Annotated in this window: 15 protein-coding genes; all 15 read right to left on the reverse strand. The window is 65.9% G+C overall.

Features of this window, described 5'->3' with window-relative positions; translation table 11 throughout:
* Nucleotides 1-74: 74 nt before the first annotated feature.
* Nucleotides 75-1,535 (reverse strand): NADP-dependent succinate-semialdehyde dehydrogenase, encoded by a 1,461-nt coding sequence (gene gabD, locus AC1RDJ_RS09870; protein WP_071325879.1) that lies wholly within the window; start codon nt 1,533-1,535, stop codon nt 75-77.
* Nucleotides 1,536-1,615: 80 nt separating this feature from the next.
* A complete protein-coding gene (locus tag AC1RDJ_RS09875; protein ID WP_156894982.1) occupies nt 1,616-2,458 on the reverse strand; it encodes a PPK2 family polyphosphate kinase in 843 nt (280 codons plus the stop codon).
* Complete coding sequence (locus AC1RDJ_RS09880; RefSeq protein WP_493027320.1) at nt 2,455-2,877, reverse strand: CoA-binding protein; 423 nt, start codon at nt 2,875-2,877, stop codon at nt 2,455-2,457. The genes AC1RDJ_RS09875 and AC1RDJ_RS09880 overlap by 4 nt, the downstream gene beginning before the upstream one ends.
* 65 nt (nt 2,878-2,942) lie before the next feature.
* The gene (locus AC1RDJ_RS09885) at nt 2,943-3,596 is read right to left on the reverse strand and encodes a bifunctional 2-keto-4-hydroxyglutarate aldolase/2-keto-3-deoxy-6-phosphogluconate aldolase (RefSeq protein WP_493027321.1); all 654 of its coding nucleotides are present in this window, start codon (nt 3,594-3,596) and stop codon (nt 2,943-2,945) included.
* Nucleotides 3,597-3,608: 12 nt separating this feature from the next.
* The gene (locus tag AC1RDJ_RS09890) at nt 3,609-4,502 is read right to left on the reverse strand and encodes an SMP-30/gluconolactonase/LRE family protein (RefSeq protein ID WP_071325882.1); all 894 of its coding nucleotides are present in this window, start codon (nt 4,500-4,502) and stop codon (nt 3,609-3,611) included.
* A 155-nt stretch (nt 4,503-4,657) separates the two neighbouring features.
* Complete coding sequence (araD, locus tag AC1RDJ_RS09895) at nt 4,658-6,388, reverse strand: L-arabinonate dehydratase (RefSeq protein ID WP_493027322.1); 1,731 nt, start codon at nt 6,386-6,388, stop codon at nt 4,658-4,660.
* The gene (locus tag AC1RDJ_RS09900) at nt 6,385-7,398 is read right to left on the reverse strand and encodes a 2-dehydro-3-deoxygalactonokinase (RefSeq protein ID WP_289887932.1); all 1,014 of its coding nucleotides are present in this window, start codon (nt 7,396-7,398) and stop codon (nt 6,385-6,387) included. Before AC1RDJ_RS09900 ends, araD begins: the two co-directional genes overlap by 4 nt.
* Before the next feature lie 82 nt (nt 7,399-7,480).
* Nucleotides 7,481-8,254, reverse strand: coding sequence for an aldose epimerase family protein (locus AC1RDJ_RS09905; protein WP_493027323.1), 774 nt, complete (start codon nt 8,252-8,254; stop codon nt 7,481-7,483).
* A complete protein-coding gene (locus AC1RDJ_RS09910; protein ID WP_493027324.1) occupies nt 8,251-9,450 on the reverse strand; it encodes a XylR family transcriptional regulator in 1,200 nt (399 codons plus the stop codon). The genes AC1RDJ_RS09905 and AC1RDJ_RS09910 overlap by 4 nt, the downstream gene beginning before the upstream one ends.
* 82 nt (nt 9,451-9,532) lie before the next feature.
* The gene (locus AC1RDJ_RS09915; protein ID WP_493027325.1) at nt 9,533-10,675 is read right to left on the reverse strand and encodes a sugar ABC transporter permease; all 1,143 of its coding nucleotides are present in this window, start codon (nt 10,673-10,675) and stop codon (nt 9,533-9,535) included.
* Nucleotides 10,672-12,249 carry a D-xylose ABC transporter ATP-binding protein gene (gene xylG, locus AC1RDJ_RS09920; RefSeq protein WP_071325888.1) on the reverse strand — a complete coding sequence of 526 codons (1,578 nt, stop codon included), beginning with the start codon at nt 12,247-12,249 and terminating at the stop codon, nt 10,672-10,674. The genes AC1RDJ_RS09915 and xylG overlap by 4 nt, the downstream gene beginning before the upstream one ends.
* A gap of 127 nt (nt 12,250-12,376) precedes the next feature.
* Nucleotides 12,377-13,351 (reverse strand): D-xylose ABC transporter substrate-binding protein, encoded by a 975-nt coding sequence (gene xylF, locus AC1RDJ_RS09925; RefSeq protein WP_156895075.1) that lies wholly within the window; start codon nt 13,349-13,351, stop codon nt 12,377-12,379.
* Nucleotides 13,352-13,447: 96 nt separating this feature from the next.
* A complete protein-coding gene (locus AC1RDJ_RS09930) occupies nt 13,448-15,235 on the reverse strand; it encodes an IlvD/Edd family dehydratase (RefSeq protein ID WP_493027326.1) in 1,788 nt (595 codons plus the stop codon).
* Nucleotides 15,232-15,999 carry a D-xylose 1-dehydrogenase gene (xylB, locus tag AC1RDJ_RS09935; RefSeq protein ID WP_289887939.1) on the reverse strand — a complete coding sequence of 256 codons (768 nt, stop codon included), beginning with the start codon at nt 15,997-15,999 and terminating at the stop codon, nt 15,232-15,234. Before xylB ends, AC1RDJ_RS09930 begins: the two co-directional genes overlap by 4 nt.
* Nucleotides 16,000-16,027: 28 nt before the next feature.
* Complete coding sequence (locus tag AC1RDJ_RS09940) at nt 16,028-17,191, reverse strand: fumarylacetoacetate hydrolase family protein (protein WP_493027327.1); 1,164 nt, start codon at nt 17,189-17,191, stop codon at nt 16,028-16,030.
* Nucleotides 17,192-17,498: the final 307 nt, after the last annotated feature.

Raw genomic sequence — 17,498 nt, forward strand, 5'->3', positions numbered from 1 at the left:
TGCTGGCGCAAAGCGTGGCGCGCGGTGCCGGGGCTGTATCGCCATCCGGAAAGCGCGCCGCGCAGCAGCGTCAATCAAGCATCGATACCGCCCATGCAGATGTACTTGATGACCAGGTAGTCTTCGATACCGTAGGTCGACCCTTCGCGGCCCAGGCCCGATTGCTTGACGCCGCCGAAGGGCGCGATCTCGTTCGAGATCAGGCCCGTGTTGACGCCGACCATGCCCGTTTCCAGGCCTTCGGCCACGCGCCAGATGCGGCCGATGTCGCGCGAATAGAAGTAGGCGGCCAGGCCAAATTCCGTGTTGTTGGCCAGGGCCACGACTTCATCGTCCGTCTTGAAGCGGAACAGCGGCGCCAGCGGGCCGAAGGTTTCCTCGGTGGCCACGCGCATGTCGTTCGTCACGTCGGCGATGATGGTCGGCTCGAAGAAGCCATTGCCCAGCGCGTGACGCTTGCCGCCGGCCAGCAGGCGACCGCCCTTGGCCAGCGCGTCGGCCACGTGCTCTTCCACCTTGGCGACGGCCTTGCCATCGATCAGCGGACCTTGCGTGACGCCCGCCTCGATGCCGTTGCCGACCTTCAGCTTGGCCACGGCCGCCACCAGTTTTTCGGCGAACGCTTCATACACGCCGTCCTGCACGTACAGGCGGTTGGCGCAGACGCAGGTCTGGCCCGCATTGCGGTATTTCGAGGCGATGGCGCCTTCCACGGCCGCATCGAGGTCGGCGTCGTCGAAGACGATGAACGGCGCATTGCCGCCCAGTTCCAGCGACAGTTTCTTGATCGTCGGCGCGCATTGCTCGGCCAGCAGGCGGCCCACCTGGGTCGACCCCGTAAACGTCAGCTTGCGCACGATCGGATTCGACGTCATTTCGCCGCCGATGTCTTTCGGCGCGCCGGTGACGATGCTGAACACGCCCGCAGGCACGCCCGCGCGCTCGGCCAGCACGGCCAGCGCCAGCGCGGAAAACGGCGTCGCTTCGGCAGGTTTCAAGACCATCGGGCAGCCGGCGGCCAGGGCCGGGCCGACTTTGCGCGTGATCATGGCGGCGGGGAAATTCCACGGCGTGATGGCGGCGCACACGCCGATCGGCTCCTTGGTCACCACCAGGCGGCGGTCCGGCCATGGCGACTGCAGGGTATCACCGGAGACGCGCTTGCCCTCTTCGGCAAACCATTCGATGAACGAGGCGCCGAACTGCACCTCGCCCTTCGCCTCGGGCAGCGGCTTGCCCTGCTCGGTGGTCATGATGAGGGCCAGGTCGTCGGCGTTTTCCAGGATCAGGTCATGCCAGCGGCGCAGCACGGCCGCGCGCTCCTTGGCCGTCTTCTTGCGCCAGGCTGGCCAGGCGGCGTTGGCCGCTTCGATGGCGCGGCGCGTCTCGGCTGCGCCCATCAGGGGCACCGTGCCGATATGCTCGCCGGTGGCGGGATTGCTCACATTAATCGTCTGGCCAGCGTCGGCGTCAACCCAGGCTCCGTTCAAGTAAGCCTGGTGACGCAACAAGGTTGGATCTTTCAACTGCAGCATATGGATCTCCGGTCTGGTTTGAATTATCGACGGGGGATACTATGCCACAGCGCGGCCGATTTCGCAGGCGCGGCGCGGATTTACTCGACCTTGAAAGACGACAGCTTCGGGTCGGGCGGCGGATAGGCCAGCTTCATGCCCTGCAGGGTTTCCAGCAGCAACGAGGCCACCACCAGGTTGCGCTGGGTCTTGGAATTCGACGGCACCACATACCAGGGCGCATGGTCGGCATCGGTTTCGCGGATCGCCGTTTCATAGGCGCGCTGGTACGCATCCCACTTCTTGCGCTGGGCGATATCGTTGGGATCGAACTTCCACTGGCGGTCCGGATCGTCGAGCCTTTCCTGCAGCCGCCCGCGCTGCTCGTCCTTCGAGATATGCAGGAAGATCTTCAGGATGACGGTGCCCGTTTCGCTCAGCATGCGCTCGAAATCGCGGATCTGCGCATAGCGGCGCTGGCATTCGGCCTTGTCGATCATGTCCTGCACGCGCGTGATCAGCACATCCTCGTAGTGGCTGCGGTTGAAGATGGCAATCTCACCCTTCACCGGCACGTGCTGGTGCACGCGCCACAGGTAATCGTGCGCCAGTTCGATATCGGTCGGCCCCTTGAACGCCACGGCGCGGATGCCCATCGGGTTGATATTGCTGAAGATGGCCTTCACCGTGCCATCCTTGCCCGAGGTATCCATGCCCTGCAGGACCAGCAGCACTTTTTTCTTGTGCTGCGCGTACAGCATGCTCTGGCACTCGGCGATCTGCGCCGTCAGCGCCACGGTTTCCTCGCGATCGATGGCCTTGCACTGGGCTGGCGTCAGTTTTTTATTCGCCGCCTTGGTAGCGGCGCCCAGCAAGCGCTTGCCCGCAACATCCTCGTGCAGATCGAAGTCCTTGCCGGCACGGAACTGCGTGCGCGCCTTCATGCCGCCACCGCCAGCTTGCGGTGCTCAATTTTTGTGCAGCGGTCCATCACCACGTCCAGCCCCGCCGCGCCCGCCAGTTGGGCCGCCTGTTCGTTGACCACCTCCAGCTGCAGCCACAAACAGCCGGCCTTGACGGCAATGGCTTCCTCGGCGATGGGCAGAATATCTGCCGACTTGCGGAAGCAGTCGACGATATCGATGCGCGCCGGCGCCACGGCCGCTGCGGCCTCGGTCAGGGTAGCGTAGGCACGCTGGCCCAGCACCTGCTGGCCGGCGAGGGCCGGATTGACGGGCAGTACGCGGTAGCCGTGCCGCAGCAGATAATCGGCCACCTCGTGGCTGGCGCGTTCCGGCTTGTCGGACATGCCGACGATGGCGATGATGCGGCTGTCTTGCAGGATGCGGGCGATGTTGGACATATTTTTCTATGGTCAGGCGTGCGACATTGCCCGCCTAGCGTAGCAGATTCCCGGTCCGGCGGGAGCTAGCCTGAAGACCTAGGCGTACGCACGGCCGCCATCTTCGCCACGAAGGCTTGCGCGCGCGCCGTCACGGCCGCATAGTCGCCCGTGGCGCCCGGGCCACTCAGGCTGCTGCCGATGCCCACCGCCACGGCGCCGCTGGCAAACCAGTCGCCCAGGTTCTCCACGGTGATGCCGCCCGTCGGCATCAACGGCGCTTGCGGCAGCGGTGCGCGCAGGGCCCTGATGTAGGCGGGGCCGAACATCTCGGCGGGGAAGACCTTGACGATGTCGGCGCCCGCCTGCAGGGCCGTGACGATTTCCGTCGGCGTCATCGCGCCCGGCATGGCCAGCACCTGGTAGCGCTGGCACAGGCGTATGGTGTCCACGTTCACGCCGGGCGAGATGATGAACTGGGCGCCGGCCAGGATGGCCGCGCGCGCCGTCTCGGCGTCGAGCACGGTGCCCGCGCCCAGCAGCACCTTGTCTCCATGGCGTTCGCGCAGGGTGCGCAGCACGCCCAGGGTATCGGGCGTGGTAAACGCCACCTCCAATGCCGTGATGCCGCCGGCGATGCATGCCTCGGCAATCTGCAGCGCCGCATCGGGTGAACCGGCGCGCACGATGCCCACCATGCCCCGCTCGATGATGGCCTGGAAAACCGTATGCTTGTCCATGTCTCTCTCCTGTCAGGCCGGCAGCGCTGCAAAGCGCACTTCCGGCAGGCCGCGCACGCCAGGCTGGCGCGCATGGAACAAGCCGCCGGCCAGCGGTTCGCGCTGCAGCTGCTCCGGTGTCAGCGTTTCCTGCGCCGTCGTCACAAACAGCTCGTCATAGTCGGGACCGCCCAGGCTCACGCAACTGGGTTGCGATACGGGCAGGCTGACCTTGCGCTCGACGCTGCCGTCCGGCGCGAAGCGCAAGACCCGGCCCGCGCCCCACTGCGCGCTCCACAGGTGGTCGTGGGCATCGATGGTGGCGCCATCGGCCGCGCCGGGCCCCGGATCGAGCACGGCAAACACGCGCACCTGGCTGGCGTCGCCACCGAGGTAGTCATCCCAGCGATAGATCGCCTTCTTCATCGAATCGCAAAAATACATGGCCGTGCCATCGACGCTGAAGCAGATGCTGTTCGAAATGGCGATGCGCGGCAGCGGCAGCCGTTCCAGGGTCAGGTCCAGGTTGAGGCGGTAGAAGCTGGCGATGGCGTCGCGGCACGGGCGTTCATCGAGCGTGCCGAAGACAAAGCGTCCCTGGCGGTCGCAGCGGCCATCGTTCAGGCGCGTCATGGGCAAGTCCCCCTCCACCGTGTGCAAGGGCGTGACGGCCCCGCTACGCGCGTCAAACCACGCCAGACGCGAAGCCAGTCCCAGCAGCAGCACGTCGGCGCTGTCCGTCAGGGCGAAGCAGGCCAGGCGCTCGGGCATGTCCCAGCTCTGGCGCTCGCCCGTCGCCAGGTGCAGCGCATGCAGCCGGCAGCCTTCGATATTCGTCCAGAAAACGCGGCCGCTGCGCTCGCACCAGCGCACGCCCTCGCCGAGATAATCCTGTGCATCGACCAGCAATTGAGCCTGTGTCCCCATCATTTTTCCTTTAACTATGTGTAACGCATGATGAAACCGTCGCGGGCGGAAGTCCGTTGTGGCCGAGACGCGCAACGGTGCTTAGCACGGGACCGCCGAGGCAGCGAGCATCGAGGCCGCAAATGACGACGCGCAGCAGGTCTGATCGTGCGCTATCAATGCGATTCGCGTGGAACGGCAGAACCGCGGCAGCCGACGAGGAAATCAAGGTCTGCGCCTTCGTCGGCCTGCGTCACGTGCTTGATGTACATCGACTGGTAGCCGCCCTTCATGGCCGGCGCCGGCGCCCGCCATTGCGCGCGGCGGCGCGCCAGTTCGGCCTCGTCGACGTCCAGGTGCAGGCGCCGGCCTTCCACATCGAGTTCGATCATGTCGCCATCGCGCACCAGCGCCAGCGTGCCGCCCACGGCCGCTTCCGGCGCCACGTGCAGCACCACCGTGCCATACGCCGTGCCGCTCATGCGCGCATCCGAGATGCGCACCATGTCGCGCACGCCCTGCTCCAGCAGTTTTTTCGGCAATCCCATGTTGCCCACTTCCGCCATGCCCGGATAACCCTGCGGGCCGCAATTTTGCAGCACCATCACGCAATCCGCGTCGATGTCGAGGGCCGGATCGTCGATGCGCTGTTTATAGTGTTCGATGCTGTTGAAGACGACGGCGCGGCCACGGTGCTGCATCAGCGCGGGCGAGGCGGCCGACGGCTTGATGACGGCGCCGCGCGGCGCCAAATTGCCATGCAGGATGGCGATGCCGCCCTCTTCCTTGAACGGCTGCGCCAGCGGCGTGATCACGTGCGGATTGAAGTTTTCCGCCTCGGCCACGTTGACGGCAATGGTAGCGCCCGTCACCGTCAGCGCCTCGCCATGCAGCTTGCCCAGCAAGTCGCGCATGATCACGGGCAGGCCGCCCGCATAGTAAAAATCCTCCATCAGGTACTGGCCCGACGGCATCAGGTTCAGCAGGCACGGGATGTCGCGTCCCAGGCGGTCCCAGTCGCCCAGCTGCATGTCCACGCCGATGCGTCCCGCGATGGCCAGCAGGTGGATCACTGCATTCGTCGAGCCGCCGATGGCGCCATTGACCATGATGGCATTTTCAAACGCGGCGCGCGTGAGGATCTGCGACAGCTTCAGGTCTTCCGCGACCATGCCGACGATGCGCCGGCCCGTCAATTGGGCCTGCAGCCTGCGGCGCGCATCGACGGCGGGAATGGCCGCGTTGCCGGGCAGGGTCACGCCCAGCGCTTCGACCATGCTGGCCATGGTGGAAGCCGTGCCCATCGTCATGCAGTGGCCGGAAGAGCGCGACATGCACGACTCGGCCTCACGGAACTGCGCCTGCGTCATGCGCCCGGCGCGCACGTCCTCGGAAAACTTCCACACGTCCGTGCCCGAGCCGATAGGCTGGCCACGGTAATTGCCGTTGAGCATGGGGCCGCCCGACAGCACGATGGTGGGCAAGTCGACGCTGGCCGCGCCCATCAGCAGCGCCGGCGTCGTCTTGTCGCAGCCCGTCAGCAGCACCACGCCGTCGATCGGGTTGGCGCGGATCGATTCTTCCACGTCCATGCTGGCCAGGTTACGGAACAGCATGGCCGTGGGACGCAGGTTCGATTCGCCCAGCGACATGACGGGAAACTCGACGGGAAAACCGCCCGCTTCCAGCACGCCTTTCTTGACCGCTTCGGCCAGGTCGCGGAAATGGCCATTGCAGGGCGTCAGCTCGGACCAGGTATTGCAGATGCCGATCACGGGCCGGCCATCGAAGGCGTCGCTCGGGTAGCCCTGGTTCTTCATCCAGCTGCGGTGAATGAAACTGTCCTTGTCGTCGCCGCCAAACCACGCGTGCGAACGCAGCGGGCGCTTCGTTTTCAGCTCGCTCATGCGGCCTCCCGCAGTGGAATCAAGCCGCGCGCGGCGGCGATCAGCAGAGCGCCATGGCCCGCCATATTCGCTTGCTGCGCGTCGTCGACGACGATGCGCTTGCCATAAAAGAAGCCGTGCTCCTCGATCAGCAGGGTCAGCGCCTGGCGCAGCATCGGCTTGCCCGTGATGACGAGCGTGGTGTCCGGCCGCATCTGGATGGCCGTGCTGTTGCGCAGTGCCAGCAGGTCGCCGCTGAGCACGGCGCCCATCAGGAAATTGGCCCGTTCATTGCGTTCGACGGCGCTGAACTGGCCCAGGGTGCGCACGCTGAAACAGGCGCGCGCCAATCCCGTCTTCTGCGCGGCGACGGCGCCGGCCAGCAGCATCTTCGGCACCAGCACGTCGGCAAATTCGCCGTCGAGCGACTGGCGGATCAGGGTGTGCTGCGAAATGGCTTGCAGCAGCTCGCCGGCAATCGTGGTGGCGCAGCCGAGGATGCGGCCCTGCTCGTCCACACTGACCAGTTTGGTATGCGAGCCGGGCATGATCAAGGTGGCGGCGCCGCGCAACTGCAACCGCTGCAGCAGGCCGACGACTTCCGTTTCCTCGCCGCGCATCATGTCCATCGCTTCGACGTTATGCAGGCCGATGGCGCCATGCTGGTTGCGCACGCCGGGGATCAGCCACAGGGGCTGCGCCAGCACGTCGGGCAAATCCACCGCCTGCATGGCTTGCGCCAGCTGCGCCAGGCCGGCCGGCGCCGGCACATGCGGCACTTCCTGCACGCCCATCGGGGAACTGATCATGCCTGACGCCAGCACCAGCTCCACGGCAGACGGCGCGATGCCGGCGCTGGCCAGCACGCTGGCCATGGTCTCGCGCAGCGCCTGTTTCAGCGCGCCGTTATGGCCGTCGATGGCCGTATTGCGCACGCCCGTTTCCTGCTGCGCCTGGGCGACGACAAGGCCGTCGCGCCATAGCAGGGTACGCGTATTGGTGGTGCCGGCATCGATGGTGACTATATTCATGGGCAGGTTCGCAGCGTCGGTAAAGGAAGAAAAAAGGGGGAAAAACTACCTCATGGTAGAACTGCCCCGCATATCTGACCAATCACTTATTTAACGCCATTGATATCGGTTCCGATATGTCAAAGGCGTCGATATCCTGTACCCCCAAACGGTAGAGCAAAGTGGCCCGCGCCGCCTGGCCCGGCTGCAGTTCCAGGTCTTGCGCGGCCAGGCAGATGCCGCCCGCGTCCGAGCGCAGCTGCAGGCCCGCTTGCGCGCTGGAATAACGCAGGACCCGGCCCGAGGCGGGGTCGGCGACGCGGGCGGCCTCCTGCAGCCGGCCGCCGCCCGCCAGGAAAAAATCATGCCGGAAGCCCTCTTGCCCCGCCAGTGCCGGCCAGGCGAGGCGCGCGCCGAGCGGTGCGGGCTGGCGAAAGTCAAAGGCGCTGCCGGCCACGTCGTACGGTCCGCCCTGCGCCGCGCCGCCTGGCCGGTAGCGGTCGGCGGCCAGGCGCAGCACATGGTCGCCCACGCCCGCGCCGCGCCCCTGCAGGTTGAACGACGGCGCCGGCAGGCCGATGCAAAAAACGCTGTCGGCCACGGCCTCGCATTCGATGCGCAGGCTGCCGTCGTCACTCAATTGATAGTGCAGCCGGACGTACAGCCCTTCGCGCGACAGGCGCAAGCGCAGGCTGGCGTCGGCAGCGTCCTCGCACTGCCAGCCCGTCTGCCGGTGCGCGGCGTGGGGCGAGACAGCCAGCACATCGGCCATGCGTCCATAGCGGTCCGGCGCCCACCAGGACTGCAGTCCGGCATCATGGCCGCTGACCGCCACGCGCATGCCGCGCCCATTGCGCAGGACGTGCGGCGCCGTCACGCCGCGGACTCGCAGGCAGGCGGGGGCCGGCTGCGCTGCTGGAATTCGCGCGGCGTGCAGCCGAGTTCGCGCTTGAAGACGGCATGCATGTACTGCACCGTCGTAAAGCCACAGCGCACGGCCACCTCGGCCACCTGTCCCGGCTCGCGCGCCAGCAGGGTCTTGGCCGCATCGAGCTTGAAATGCAGGATTTCGTCATGCACGCTGCGTCCCAGCTCCTGCCGGAAGTGTGCTTCCAGCGACGAGCGCGATACGCCAACGTAATCGGCTACCTGCTCCGTCTTGATGCCCTGGCAGGCGTACTGGCGGATGAAATGGCGCGCCTGCATCACCTGCGGGTGCTGGAAAGGCTGGTGGCGCGTCGACGCCAGCACGTTCAGGCCGGCCGGCGGCACGAGGATGCGCGTGCCGGACAGGCGCATGCCATTGAGCATCTGGTGCAGCAGGTGCGCCGCCGTGCGGCCCATTTCCTCCGTGCCCTGGATCACGGAACTGAGGGGGATGCGCGTGAGCATGCGCGCCAGCGGATCGTTGTCGATGCCGATCAGCGCCACCTGCTCGGGCACGGCGATCCCCGCATGCATGCAGGCCTGCAGCAGCTGGCGCGCACGCGCATCGCTGACGGCGATGATGCCAACGGGCTTTTCCAGGCTGTTCAACCAGGCGATCAGCTGCTCCACCGCCTCGTTCCACGAGGGCGCGCTGGTGGCCAGGCCACGGTACACGTCGGCGCGCATGTGGTCGCGCTGCATCAGCGCGCAAAACGCCGTTTCGCGCTCTTGCGCCCAGCGGTTGACGTCCGCCTCGGGCAGGCTGAAACAGGCGAAGCGCGTCAGTCCCGCTTCGACCAGGTGGTCGTAGGCCAGCTTGACGATTTTCAGGTTGTCGGTCGCCACGTACGGGATGCCGACCGGGTAGTCTTTCTCGCGCGCATACGAGCTGCCGACGGCCACCACGGGCACATTGCTGTGCGCCAGCGCCGCGCAGACGGCGGGATCGTCGAAGTCGGCGATGATGCCGTCGCCCTGCCAGTGCTCGATGCCGGGCAGGCGGCAGCGGAAATCCTCTTCCAGGAACAGGTCCCAGGACACGCGCGTGGTGTTCAGGTAGGCGGCGATGCCCGCGATGATGTCGCGGTCATAGATTTTATTACCGTTAAACAGCAGCGCGATCCGGTGCGCGGTCGGCATCTTCATGTTGATGTCTCCTCCATGTGGCAGCCGGAACGTATCTTCGTCCCTGGCCGCGCGGCGTAGTCTGGCCTTTCGGGGTTTCCCCTTAGCGGCGTCCGGCACGCGTGCTGACGTCGACCCACACGGCCAGGGTGAGGATACTGCCTTTCACGATCATCTGCCAGTAGGTGTCCACGTCCAGCATGGACATGCCGTTATCGAGGCTGGCCATCACCAGGGCGCCGATCAGGGCGCCGTACACCGTGCCCGAGCCGCCGCGCATCGAAGTGCCGCCGATGAAGCAGGCGGCGATGGCATCGAGTTCGCTGAAGGTGCCGGCCGAGGGCGAGCCGGCCGCCAGGCGGCCCGTGTTGATCAGGCCCGCCAGTGCGCACATCAGCCCCATGATGCCGAAGATCCACAGCTTGACGGCCTTCACATTGATGCCGGACAGGCGCGTCGCCTCCATATTGCTGCCCACGGCGTAGATGCGGCGGCCGAACACGGTCTGGCTGGTGATGTAGCTGAACAGGCCCAGCAGCGCCAGCAACAGCAGCACCGGCAGCGGGATGCCCTCGTAGCCATTCAGGGTCTGCACGAAGGCGTACAGCACGGCGCCGATGACGGCCAGGCGCAGGCCGTCCATCCACGCCGCCGTCTGCGGCAAGCCATGCCGCGCGCGGCCGGCGCGCGCGCGCCACGTCAGGAAGGCGGCCAGCAGGAACAGGCCGATGCCGAGCGCGATGCCGGGCACCGCGGGCAGGTAGCCCTGTCCCAGGTACACCAATGGTTCGGAGACGGGCGCGATCGTGATGCCGCCCGTGATGCCGAGCAGGATGCCGCGATACGCGAGCATGCCGCCCAGGCCGACGATGAAGGACGGAATGCCGCGGTACGCCGTCAGATAGCCGTTGAGCAGGCCGATCACCAGGCCGCAGCCGAGAACCGCCGCCAGGTTCAGCGCCAGCGGCCAGTGCTGCGTCACGTCCAGCACGGCGGCGATGCCGCCCAACAGCCCCAGCAGGGAACCGATCGACAGGTCGATCTCGCCGGCGATAATCACCAGCACCATGCCGCAGGCGAGGATGCCGGTGACGGACATCTGGCGCAGCAGGTTCGACAGGTTGCGCGGCGTGAGGAAGCTGCCCTCCGTCTTCCACGAAAAGAAGGCCCAGATCAGGGCGACCGCGATCAGCAGGGCCAGCATCTTGTATTGGGTGAACAGCTGTTTGATACTGTGCGGTTTCATGCGGCAGATTCCTTGTGGTCGGTATTGGCGCCTGGCGCCGGACGCTGGTCCAGCGCCGCTGCCAGCACGGTTTCCTGGCTCAGGCCCTCGTTGATAAAGTCGCCGCGCAACCGGCCTTCGCCCATCACCAGCACGCGGTCGGACACGCCCAGCACTTCGGCCAGCTCCGACGAGACCATGATGATGGCCACGCCCTGGTCGGCCAGCGCCAGCATCAATTTGTAGATTTCATATTTGGCGCCCACGTCGACGCCGCGCGTGGGCTCGTCGAGGATCAGCACGCGCGGACGCGTCAGCAGCATCTTCGCCAGCACGGCCTTTTGCTGGTTGCCGCCCGACAGGCTCGTAATGGGCAGCGACGGGCTGGCCGCCTTCAGTTCCAGCTGCGCGATCTCGCCGCGCACGGCCGCCAGTTCCGCCTCGCCGTCGATGCGCGTGGCGCGCGCGAATTCCTCCAGCACGGCCAGGGTGATGTTCTGCCCCACGTCGAGGTCGGGCACGATGCCGTGGTGCTTGCGGTCTTCCGGCACCATGGCCAGTCCCATGGCGATGGCCTTTTGCGGCGAGCTGGTGTCGATACGACGCCCGTCCAGCCACACTTCGGCCTGGCAAGGCCCCTGGTAGGCGCCGAACAGGGCCGACACGAGTTCCGTGCGCCCCGCCCCCACCAGCCCGGCGATGCCGAGGATTTCGCCGCGGCGCAGGCTGAACGAGACATCGTCGACGCGCTTGCGCTGCGGGTTGTCGGCGTCGATGCAGCTCACGTGGCGCGCCTCGAACAGCACCTCGCCGATCGCCGCCTTTTTCTCCGCCGAGCGCTGCGGATACAGCTGGCTCATTTCGCGGCCCACCATCTGCGCGATGATGCGCTCCACATTCATCTGTGCCATGGGCGTGGTGGCGATATGCTTGCCGTCGCGGATGACGACGATGGTGTCGCAGATGGCCGCCACTTCATCGAGCTTGTGCGAAATGTAGATGCAGGTGACGCCCTTGGCTTTCAGGGCGCGCAGGATATCGAGCAGCACGGCGATTTCCGAGGCCGTCAGCGACGACGAAGGCTCGTCGAGGATCAGCAGTCGTGCATTCTTGTTGAGCGCCTTGGCGATCTCCACCAGCTGCTGGTGGCCGCCGCCGTAATTCATCACGGGCAGCGCCACGTTCAGTTCGGGAATCTTCAGTTCGCGCAGCAGTTCGTCGGCGCGCTGGTACATGGCCGCATAGTGCATGCGCCCGCCGGGCAGGGTGATCTCGCGGCCCATGAAGATATTCTCGGCTACCGACAGCTGCGGCACCAGCATCAATTCCTGGTGGATGATGATGATGCCGGCGCTTTCCGTGTCGCGGATCGATCCGGCGCGCAGCGGCTGGCCATCCCACAGGATCTCGCCATCCCAGCTGCCATGCGGATAGACGCCGGACAGCACCTTCATCAGGGTCGACTTGCCGGCGCCATTCTCGCCGCACAGGCCGATGCATTCGCCGGCCCGCACCTGCAGGTCGATGCCGTCGAGCGCGCGGACACCGCCAAACTGTTTGACGATGCCTTTCATTTCAAGCAGATAGTCGGACATGCTCACTCTCGTTGCGGATACGGGGGGAAATGCCGGATTACGCTACGCCAATCCGACCTACGGCCGATATACGGGCTGACGTAGGTCGGGTTAGCGCGCAGCGCGTAACCGGACATTGCGCGGCAAATCAGTTACCCAGCTGCGCCTTGGTATAGAAGCCGTCATCGACGAGAATGTTTACGTTCGCCTTGGTCAGCGGCGTCGGTTTCAGCAGCACGGTGCTGACTTTTTTCAGGCCGTTGTCATAGCTCGAGTTGTAGGCTGGCTTTTCATTGCGCGCCAGTTGCACGGCCAGCCTGGCCGCTTCGGCGGCGATGGTTTTCAGCGGCTTGTAGACGGTCATCGCCTGCGTGCCGGCGATGACGCGTTTCACCGCCGCCAGGTCGGCATCCTGGCCCGAAACCGGTACCTTGCCGGCCAGTTTTTGCGCGGCCAGCGCCTGGATGGCGCCGCCGGCCGTGCCGTCGTTCGAGGCGACGATGGCGTCGATCTTGTTGTTATTGGCCGTCAGCGCGTTTTCCACGATGGACAGCGCTTCCGACGCGCTCCAGTCCTTCACCCACTGCTGGCCGACGACCTTGATGTCGCCCTTGTCGATATACGGCTTCAAGACCTTCAGCTGGCCTTCGCGCAGCATCTTGGCATTGTTGTCCGTCGGCGCGCCGCCCAGCAGGTAGTAATTGCCCTTCGGCTGCAGCTTGACGACGCCCTCGGCCTGCATTTCGCCCACTTTCTCGTTATCGAACGAGATGTACGCGTCGATATCGGCGTTCAGGATCAGGCGGTCATACGACAGCACCTTGATGCCGGCCTTCTTTGCTTCCTTGACGGTGTTGTTGAGGACCGTGGCGTTGAACGGCACGATCACCAGCACGTCCACGCCGCGCGAAATCAGGTTTTCGATCTGCGAAATCTGGCGCTGCTCGCTGGCGTCGGCCGACTGCACGAAGACCTTGGCGCCCTGCTTTTCGGCGGCGGCGATGAAGAAATCGCGGTCGCGCGTCCAGCGCTCAACGCGCAAATCGTCGATGGAAAAGCCGATCTTCGGGTTTTTCGCATCGGCCAGGGCGGCGCTGCTGCTCAACGCCAGCATGGCGGTCATGATGGCTGCACTGATGATCTTGTTCATTACGTGTCTCCTTGTTGGATTTTTTAACTACGTTTTTTTAACTGCGGGGTACAACGAACAACAAATAAACTAGTGATTGTGGCGTGGCAGCGTCTGCCCCACGGCGCGGTATTTCAGCGCCAGCTCCATGCAGGCCCCCGTTTCCAGCTGGCCCACGCTGGCGCGGTAGAGCTCCTGCCACGGCGTGGCGCTGTCGTTGATCGGCGGCGGCAGCTCCTGGGCGCGGCGCGCCAGCTCAACGCTGTCGACCAGCATGTCGCAGCGGCCCGCAGTCAAATCGACGCGGATGATGTCGCCCGTGCGCAGCAGCGCCAGGCCACCGCCCACCGCGCTTTCCGGCGAGGCGTTCAGGATCGAGGGGCTGTCCGAAGTACCCGACTGGCGCCCGTCGCCGAGGGTCGGCAAATTCAGGATGCCCGCCTTGAGCAGCGCGTCTGGCGGCTGCATGTTGACCACTTCGGCCGAGCCGGGCCAACCGACAGGACCGGCACCGCGCATGACCAGCATGCAGCCGTCGTCGATGGCGAGAGCCGGATCGTTGATGCGCGCGTGATAGTCGGCCGAACCGTCGAAGACGATGGCGCGCGCCTCGAACACGCCTTCGCTGCCGGCACGCGACAGGTAACGCTCGCGGAACTGCGGCGAGATCACGCTGGTCTTCATGATGGCGAAATCGAACAGGTTGCCCCGCAGCGCCATGAAACCGGCCTTGTCCTTCAGCGGGGCGGCAAACGGGCGGATCATCTCGCGGTCCGCGCTTTCGCGCCCGGCCAGGTTGGCCGCCATGCTCTGCCCCGTGACAGTGGGACGCTCGGCGTGCAGCAAACCCGCCTGGAGCAGCTCCCACATCACGGCAGGCACGCCGCCGGCGCGGTGGAAGCGTTCGCCCAGGTATTTCCCCGCAGGCTGCATGTTCAGCAGCAGCGGCACGTCGTAGCCATGTTCCATCCAGTCGCTCGAATGCAGTTCCACGCCGGCGTGGCGGGCCATGGCCATCAGGTGCGGCTGGGCGTTGGTGGAGCCGCCAATGGCGGCGTTGACGATGATCGCGTCCAAAAACGCTGCACGCGTGAGGATGCTCGACGGGCGCACGTCGTCATGCGCCATGCCGACGATGCGGCGCCCCGTTTCATAGGCGATCTGGCCCCGTTCGCGGTACGGCGCGGGGATGGCCGAACAACCTGTCAGCGACATGCCCAGGGCCTCGGCCAGCGCATTCATGGTCGATGCCGTGCCCATGGTGTTGCAGTGACCGGCCGATGGCGCCGAGGCCGCGGCGATCTGCAGGAATTTGTCATTGTCGATCAAGCCCGCAGAGAGCTGGCGGCGGCCCTTCCAGATGGCGGCGCCCGATCCCACCAGTTCGCCGTCCATCCAGCCATCGAGCATGGGACCGCCCGACAGCACGATGGCGGGGATGTCCACCGTGGCGGCGGCCATCAGCTGGGCCGGCGTCGTCTTGTCGCAGCCCGTCGTCAGCACCACGGCGTCGATCGGATAGCCGTGCAGGATTTCCACCAGGCCCAGGTACGCCAGGTTGCGGTCCAGCGCGGCCGTGGGACGGCGGCAGTTTTCGAAGATCGGGTGCAGCGGGAATTCCATCGGGATGCCGCCCGCGTCGCGGATGCCGTCGCGCACGCGCTGCGCCAGCTCCAGGTGTATGCGGTTGCAGGGGCTGATATCGCTGCCGCTTTGCGCGATGCCGATGATGGGCCGGCCCGAACGCAGCTCCTCGGCCGTGATGCCGTAGTTCATGAAGCGCTCGAGGTACAGCGCCGTCATGTCGATGTGGTCGGGATTGTCGAACCAGTCCTGCGAACGGAAGCGCCGCGCCTGGCGATGGCTGGGGGTACTCATGCGCCGTACCAGCCCGCGTCGACATAGTATTCGCGCCCCGCGCACTTGGCGGCGTTATCCGACGCCAGGAACAGCGCCAGCGCCGCCACGTCGTGCGGCTCGACGCGCGCCTGCAGGCATTGCCCCTGCAGGATCACGGCTTCCGCTTCCGGCGTGTGCCAGAGCTTTTCCTGGCGCGGCGTGCGCACGGCGCCGGGAATGATGCAGTTGACGCGGATGCCGTGCACGCCCAGGTCGCGTGCCAGGCCGCGCGTCAAGCCTTCGATGCCGGCTTTCGCCGTCATGTAGATCGACAGGTTCGCCTGCGCCAGGTGCCAGGAAATCGAGCCCAGGTTCAGGATCACGCCGCCGCCCTTGGCGCGCATGGCAGGCGCCACCGCCTGCGCGCAGAAGTACTGGTGGCGCAGGTTGACGGCGATGCGCTCGTCCCAGTAGGCGGGCGTGACGTCCTGCAGTTGGTGGCGGTCGTCATTGGCCGCGTTGTTGATAAGGATATCGGTGGCGCCGCTGGCGTGTTCGATCTCGGCGAAGGTGGCGGCCAGCGCTCCCAGGTCCGTCAGGTCGCAGTAGCGGAAGCGCGGCGGATGCGGCAGGTGCGCCAGTTTTTCTTCCAGCGCGCGCGAAGGTTCGCTGGCGATGTCGAGAAAGGTGACATGGGCGCCCTGGCGCGCGAACGCTTCGACGATGGCCACGCCGATGCCGGTGCCGCCGCCCGTGATGACGACGCGCTGCCTGGCCAGGCTGGGATAGGTTGCATGCTGCATGGTGTCTCTCGTTATAAGAAATGGGAAATCAGGCAAGGCCGCGTTGGGCCAGGCTCTGGCACAGCGCGCGCACGCCAAACGTCCAGGGGGGAATGGCGTCGCAGCGCTGCACTTCGTTGACCAGCGCGCCGAGCGAGGCGCTGGCGATGGTGACCCTGTCGCCCAGGTGGTGCGTGAAGCCGCCGCCCTGCACGTCGCGGTCCTGCACGGGCGAGAACATGGTGCCCAAAAACAGCATGAAGCCGTCCGGATACTGGTGATACTGGCCCGCCGTCTGGCGTACCAGGTCCAGCGGGTCGCGGCTGATCTCGCGCATGAAGCTGGCGCCTTCGAGTACAAAGCCGTCGTCCGCGCCCTCGATCAGCAACGACACTTCCGCCTGGCGCACGGTATCGAGCGTGAAGCCTTCGTCGAACAGGCGAATGAAGGGGCCGATGGCGCAGGAACCGTTGTTATCCTTGGCCTTGCCCAGCAGGAGCGCGCTGCGCCCTTCGATATCGCGCAGGTTGACGTCGTTGCCCAAGGTCGCTCCCAGCACCTGGCCGCGGCTGTTGACGGCCAGGACGATCTCCGGCTCCGGATTGTTCCAGGCGGACGACGGCAGCAAGCCCACCTGCGCGCCGCAGCCGACGGACGACATGGCTTGCGCCTTGGTGAATACCTCCGCATCGGGGCCGATGCCCACTTCCATGTATTGCGACCACGCGCCGCGCTGCTGCAATTGCTGCTTCAATCGCTGCGCCGCCTGCGAACCGGGACGCAGCGCGGACAGGTCGCTGCCCAGGGTGGCTTGCAGCGCCGTGCGCAGGCTGGCGGCACGCGCCGCATCGCCGCCTGCCTGTTCTTCGATCACGCGCTCGAGCAGGCTGACGGCGAACGTCACGCCGCAGGCCTTGACGGCTTGCAGGTCGCATGGCGCCAGCAGCAGCGGCGGCGCACCAGGGGCCACCCGCAGCGCCTGTTCCAGCAAATCCTGCACGGGGCCGAGCGCGATACCGGGTGCATGGCGGGCGATGTCGAGCGCATCGTCGCGCTCGAACAGCCCGGCCACCGTTGCCGCCGTTGGCGTGATGTCGACCACCTCGCCGCCGCGCAAGGCAACGACGCAAGGACCATCGCGCCAGATGCGGCCGATCAGGGTGGCTTGCGCAAGGTCGGCAGGCAGCAGGGAGGCGGGGGAAATCGGCAGCATGGCAGCTTTCAAAAATTCGTCATCGGAGGGCTGGGCATCAAGTCCGGACCGATTCTGCGCGCCGGCATGGGCCACCGCAATTACGAAAATCACCAAATTGCATGATGATTATTGGTATTGCGACGCAGCAAAAATAGCCCCGGCAGGCGCGCATTTGCCTGCTGTTTTTCGCCGCCGGGGCGGGAGGAATGGCGCAGCGCATCAATCGTCGCCGCGATATCGTTTTGGATATCGGCAACACGAAAAAAGTGATTGGTGGGGCAGGTATGGACAAACTAGTATCAGCCGTGGCCTGCTTTCGGCCATC

The sequence above is a fragment of the Janthinobacterium sp. GW822-FHT07H10 genome (assembly GCF_058798675.1).

Coding starts and splice junctions, on each gene's coding strand:
- AC1RDJ_RS09915 (WP_493027325.1), bottom strand. CDS start 10,675: ATGAAACCGCACAGTATCAAACAGCTGTTCACCCAATACAAGATGCTG.
- xylF (WP_156895075.1), bottom strand. CDS start 13,351: ATGACCGCCATGCTGGCGTTGAGCAGCAGCGCCGCCCTGGCCGATGCG.
- AC1RDJ_RS09930 (WP_493027326.1), bottom strand. CDS start 15,235: ATGAGTACCCCCAGCCATCGCCAGGCGCGGCGCTTCCGTTCGCAGGAC.
- gabD (WP_071325879.1), bottom strand. CDS start 1,535: ATGCTGCAGTTGAAAGATCCAACCTTGTTGCGTCACCAGGCTTACTTG.
- AC1RDJ_RS09880 (WP_493027320.1), bottom strand. CDS start 2,877: ATGTCCAACATCGCCCGCATCCTGCAAGACAGCCGCATCATCGCCATC.
- araD (WP_493027322.1), bottom strand. CDS start 6,388: ATGAGCGAGCTGAAAACGAAGCGCCCGCTGCGTTCGCACGCGTGGTTT.
- AC1RDJ_RS09875 (WP_156894982.1), bottom strand. CDS start 2,458: ATGAAGGCGCGCACGCAGTTCCGTGCCGGCAAGGACTTCGATCTGCAC.
- AC1RDJ_RS09940 (WP_493027327.1), bottom strand. CDS start 17,191: ATGCTGCCGATTTCCCCCGCCTCCCTGCTGCCTGCCGACCTTGCGCAA.
- xylB (WP_289887939.1), bottom strand. CDS start 15,999: ATGCAGCATGCAACCTATCCCAGCCTGGCCAGGCAGCGCGTCGTCATC.
- AC1RDJ_RS09910 (WP_493027324.1), bottom strand. CDS start 9,450: ATGAAGATGCCGACCGCGCACCGGATCGCGCTGCTGTTTAACGGTAAT.
- AC1RDJ_RS09900 (WP_289887932.1), bottom strand. CDS start 7,398: ATGAATATAGTCACCATCGATGCCGGCACCACCAATACGCGTACCCTG.
- AC1RDJ_RS09890 (WP_071325882.1), bottom strand. CDS start 4,502: ATGGGGACACAGGCTCAATTGCTGGTCGATGCACAGGATTATCTCGGC.
- AC1RDJ_RS09885 (WP_493027321.1), bottom strand. CDS start 3,596: ATGGACAAGCATACGGTTTTCCAGGCCATCATCGAGCGGGGCATGGTG.
- xylG (WP_071325888.1), bottom strand. CDS start 12,249: ATGTCCGACTATCTGCTTGAAATGAAAGGCATCGTCAAACAGTTTGGC.